The sequence below is a fragment of the Okeania sp. SIO2B9 genome, assembly GCF_010672505.1.
Lineage (GTDB): Bacteria > Cyanobacteriota > Cyanobacteriia > Cyanobacteriales > Microcoleaceae > Okeania > Okeania hirsuta.
The window spans coordinates 1-4,475 of record NZ_JAAHGK010000602.1 but is presented as its reverse complement, the minus strand read 5'-3'; the positions used below and the strand labels follow the sequence as shown (position 1 = coordinate 4,475).

At 36.0% G+C, this 4,475-nt stretch carries 5 protein-coding genes; 3 read left to right on the top strand and 2 right to left on the bottom strand.

The window, feature by feature from the left end; translation table 11 throughout:
- Positions 1–174 (bottom strand): tetratricopeptide repeat protein (locus tag F6K13_RS35260; RefSeq protein WP_353735687.1); only part of this gene is annotated, 174 nt, incomplete at its 3' end.
- A 61-nt stretch (positions 175–235) separates the two neighbouring features.
- Here F6K13_RS35260 and F6K13_RS19915 point away from each other — a divergent pair.
- Both F6K13_RS19915 and F6K13_RS19910 read left to right on the top strand, forming a co-directional pair.
- Positions 236–631 (top strand): transposase family protein, encoded by a 396-nt coding sequence (locus F6K13_RS19915; protein WP_205127547.1) that lies wholly within the window; start codon positions 236–238, stop codon positions 629–631.
- Positions 541–1,131 (top strand): transposase family protein, encoded by a 591-nt coding sequence (locus F6K13_RS19910; RefSeq protein WP_240039184.1) that lies wholly within the window; start codon positions 541–543, stop codon positions 1,129–1,131. The genes F6K13_RS19915 and F6K13_RS19910 overlap by 91 nt, the downstream gene beginning before the upstream one ends.
- Before the next feature lie 161 nt (positions 1,132–1,292).
- Here the strand turns inward: F6K13_RS19910 and F6K13_RS19905 are convergent, their stop codons facing one another.
- Positions 1,293–1,523 carry a hypothetical protein gene (locus F6K13_RS19905; protein WP_124147420.1) on the bottom strand — a complete coding sequence of 77 codons (231 nt, stop codon included), beginning with the start codon at positions 1,521–1,523 and terminating at the stop codon, positions 1,293–1,295.
- Between the two features lie 740 nt (positions 1,524–2,263).
- Here F6K13_RS19905 and F6K13_RS19900 point away from each other — a divergent pair.
- The coding region (locus F6K13_RS19900; protein WP_287288135.1) for a DHH family phosphoesterase at positions 2,264–4,475 on the top strand (2,212 nt) is incomplete at its 3' end.

The following is a 4,475-nucleotide window of genomic DNA, read 5'->3' as shown; positions in this document are numbered from 1 at the left end:
AAAATCCTCAATTACTCCTTGATATTCTGCTAATTCAATTCGTAAAATACCACGATTATAATAAGCTTCAATAAAATCCGGTATCAGCTCAATAGCTTTACTAAAATCATTCAAAGCTCCGGGAAAATTTCCATCATTATATTTATCGACACCCCGATTAAAATAAATAGACATCTCCGAAAAATAAATAAATTGTGATAAAGTAATAAAAAATGTAATTTTTGCTAGGCAAATTATGACTAATATACTCGATTATATTCACAATCACCCACAAGAATCAGAACGTTTATTAGGTATGAAGTATGAACAGTTAGAAAAGTTATTAAAACAAGCAGAAAAACTCCACAATAATAAGCGAGAAATAGCTACAGCTAAAAAAGTGATAATAATGGCTTCTGGTGGTGGTAGGCTACCTAAATTATCTATCTCAGAACAAATTATTTTAACATTAACTTATTTAAGACATTTAACAACATTTCAATTACTAGGAATTCAATTTGGAGTGAGTGAAACTACTGCCAATGATACATTTAATTATTGGTGCCCAATAATTGGAGAATTGTTACCACCAAGTCTACTAGAACAGGTAAAAAAAACTCCAGTGACAAAGAAATTGTTAAAGAAATTTTAACAGAGTATGAGTTAATTATAGATAGCTATGAACAGGGTATAGAAAGGCCAGAAGAATATGCAAAACAAAAAGAATATTACTCAGGAAAGAAAAAAAGTCATACTAGAAAAAGTCAGGTGATTGTGTTACCATTAGGTAAAGATATTGTCGATGTAGAAGCTGGAAAACCAGGAAAAAAAAGTGACATAAGTTTTTTTCGTGAAACACAAGAAAAATTCGCTCAAGAACAAAAATTTGCTGGTGATAAAGCTTACATTGGAGAATCAGCAATAAGAACACCGAAAAAAAAGCCAAAGAATCAAGAATTAACCAGTCAGCAAAAGTCTCAAAATCAAGAACTGGCTGCTGAAAGAATCTTTATAGAACATATAATTAGATTGGTAAAAATATTTCGAGTAGCCCAGGAAAGATTCAGGCTAAATTCTGATAAATATACGCAAATAATAATGACTATTTGTGGACTTGTAATACTGGGAATAGGGACGGTTATTTTGTATTAATAAATTAGCCGAAAATATCTTAAAAAGTTCTTGACTTAAGATACTATAATTAGGGCTATATATTAATACTAACTATCTCTAATACCTATGAGACTGTAAAAATCAACTATCTTGGTAAAATAGCGATCGCTCCTTAAAAGATAGTTACAGTATTGGTTTGACTATTTTCGGAGAAGTCTAATAGAAGCATCTTGATTTTCCGAGTCATTATTAATAATTTTATCCTCACTCAAAGCAGCATAATATTCTGTAGTGGTTTGAGCTAAAACATAATGATGAGGGAAAATTATTGCAATTAAAGCAAAGATATAAGCCAGACGTATTTTAACCGCATAAGTGTTCCGGAACAGTATTGCTCCTAAATATTTTTGTCTGATTAAGCTTTTGAACATTTTTCCTCCTAATAATAAGCTATCAGTATTTCAGCATTTGAGCTTTTCAGCTTTTTAATGAATGAAGCAAGTATTCGTTATAAGTGTTCCGGAACAGTATTGCTCCTAAATATTTTTGTCTGATTAAGCTTTTGAACATTTTTCCTCCTAATAATAAGCTATCAGTATTTCAGCATTTGAGCTTTTCAGCTTTTTAATGAATGAAGCAAGCATTCGTTATAAGTGTTCCGGAACAGTATTGCTCCTAAATATTTTTGTCTGATTAAGCTTTTGAACATTTTTCCTCCTATAATTATGGTTTACATTTAAAGAGTAGTAGGGACGTTGCATAAGGGCGTCCGTACAGAGAAGTAAATATAAGGATAATTAACAATAACTGGCGTGCTAATTATCAAAAAAGTTATTTACTTAGCATCTTAATTACTTGATAATTGAAGTTTCACTTAAGTTAAGTATTCAGGACTTACGCACGGACACTAAATCGAATGAGGGCGAATGCCATTTGCGTTCCGCAAAGCTCCGAATGGCGCCCCTACAGATGGTGTTTTAAAAGTCAATTTGGGTAAGTTCTGTATTCTTTTTTCACGCTTGGTATAATATGATTCTGAATATAAACAATTAAAGTGGTAGTGCATTGTAATTATATTTGTTACGAGACACGGTAGTGGGAGCATCTTGCTCCCGTATTCGCTTGCCCCTTTCCTTCTTCCTTCTTCCTTCTTCCCTCTTCCTTATTCAATATGCAAAATAATTTCCCCCTTTCACCAAAGCAGCAAAACTTACCTAACCAAAGGTGGTTAATATATCCAGAGCAACCAGAAATAACTAAACAACTAGCCAAAACTCTAGAAATATCACCCCTAATTGCCCAGACATTAATTAACCGGGATATTTCTACTATAGAACAAGCACAAGAATTTTTAGATCCTGAGTCAATAAAACTACCTCTACCAATAGAAGAATTTCCCGACTTAGATATTAGTCTCAACTTATTACAAACTACAATTTCTCAAGAACAAAAAATTGCTATTTGTGGTGACTATGATGCAGATGGAATGACTAGCACTGCTTTATTGTTGCGCGCTCTCAAATATCTAGGGGCAAAAGTTGACTATGCTATTCCTAGTCGAATGCAGGAAGGTTATGGCATTAACCAACGTATTGTTAAGGAGTTTCATCAGGAAGGAGTAAGTCTCATCATCACTGTAGACAATGGTATTGCTGCTTATGAACCTATTGCTAGGGCAAGGGAATTAGGTGTAAATGTTATTATTACAGACCACCACGACATTCCACCAAAACTACCACCAGCTCACGCTATCCTCAACCCCAAGCTTATTTCAGAAACTTCTCCTTATCGGGGTGTGGCAGGAGTGGGGGTTGCTTACATTTTGGCAGTATCTCTAGCGCAACGTTTGGGAAAACACCAAGGTTTAATTAAGCCACTTTTAGAATTATTCACCTTGGGTACTATTGCTGACTTGGCGCCTCTAACTGGAGTAAACCGTCGCTTGGTGAAACGGGGGTTACAATATTTGCCTCACTCCCAGTTAGCAGGAGTACAAGCATTAATTCAGGTATCTGGTGTTCAAGCTAAGGAAGAAGGAAGAAGGAAGAAGGAAGAGGGAAGAGGGAAGGAGGAAGAGGGAACTTGTCAAGAAGGAAGAGGGAAGAAGGAAGAGGGAAGAGGGTATCCCCCCTTGCCCCCCTTTGAAAGGGGGGAGGAAGAGGGAACTCAAACGCCAAAAAATTTTCAACAGTCTGTAGATAGCGGGGTATTAAACCCAAAATCAAAAGATAATCAAAAATCTCTTAAACCTGATGATATTGGTTTTCGCCTGGGCCCGCGCATCAATGCAGTTGGGCGTATTGCTGACCCACAAATTGTGATTGAGCTTTTGACTACTGATGATATGGGAATAGCTTTGGAAAGGGCGATGCAATGTGAAGAAATTAACCAGCAACGACAACAGTTATGTGAGGAAATTGAACAAGAGGCGATCGCTTGGTGTGAGTCGAGTCAGATAAATTTACGGGAGGAAAGGGTTTTAGTGGTGGTGCAACCGGGATGGCATCATGGTGTTATTGGTATTGTTGCTTCTCGGTTGGTGGAACGTTATGGTGTGCCTGTTTTTATTGGCACTTATGAGGAGGAGGGGGAAGAAATAATTCGTGGTTCTGCTCGTGGCATTCCTGAGTTTGATGTTTTTGAGGCGTTACAATTTTGTGATGAGCTATTAGGAAAGTATGGAGGTCATAGAGCGGCTGGTGGTTTTTCTTTTTCGGCAGAAAATTTGGATAAATTTCGTTCTCGTCTGAGTGAGTTTGCTCATCAATGTTTAGAAATTAAGCATCTAAAACCGTTAGTTAGTATTGATGCTGAGGCAGAAATTCAGGAATTAAATTTTGATTTATATCGTCAAATAGATTTACTTCATCCCTGCGGAATTGAAAATAAGGACCCTGTGTTTTGGAGTCGAAATGTGAGAATTTCTGAACAAAGAATTGTGGGTAAGGGGCATATTAAATTAACTTTAATTAAAGGAGAAATAATTCAGGCGATCGCTTGGCGTTGGGGCGATTATTTTCCTTTACCTTCGGTGGTAGATATTGCTTATAAAATGCGGGAAAATACTTGGAATGGTCAGAGTAATATTGAGTTGGAATTATTAGGAGTACGTTTACCGATGGAAATTTCTAGGAATTCACAGACTTCGCCTCAAAATTTTCCTCAAAAAGCAGAATTTTATTACAGTAGTCGCCCTTACACTTGCAGTCTTTATCAAATAGGAGATGTGAAGGAATTAAGAATTAGAAATTCCCGTGGAGAAGTATTAGCAATTCAACAGGGACAAAAAATAGGTTTGTTAGGTAAAACTCGTAATAATGCTAAACAAGTAGATGTTTCAGATGCCCGTTTTTTTAATTTAATTAAAGCAGCTATGAGTGCTA